At 75.8% G+C, this 207-nt stretch carries 1 protein-coding gene; it reads right to left on the bottom strand.

The genetic code is table 11. The annotated features are described in order from the left end of the window. A partial coding sequence (locus DEIPI_RS28465) for an ROK family protein (RefSeq protein ID WP_157463459.1) occupies positions 1 to 207 on the bottom strand: 207 nt, incomplete at both ends.

Consider the following 207-nt stretch of genomic DNA (forward strand, 5'->3'; position numbering starts at 1 on the left):
AGATGCAGACGCCCGCCCAGCACCAGCCCCGCCCCGACGCCCGTGGAGACCGTCACGAACGCGAACTGCGTCACGCCGCGCCCCGCGCCCTCCACGAACTCGCCCCACGCGGCGGCCCGCGCGTCGTTGAGCACCGCGACCGGCAGACCCAGCACGCCGTCGAGCCACTCCGTGAGGGGAACGGCCGTCCAGCCCGGCATCGTCGCG

Origin of the sequence: Deinococcus pimensis DSM 21231 (assembly GCF_000519345.1) — a bacterium.
GTDB lineage: Bacteria > Deinococcota > Deinococci > Deinococcales > Deinococcaceae > Deinococcus_A > Deinococcus_A pimensis.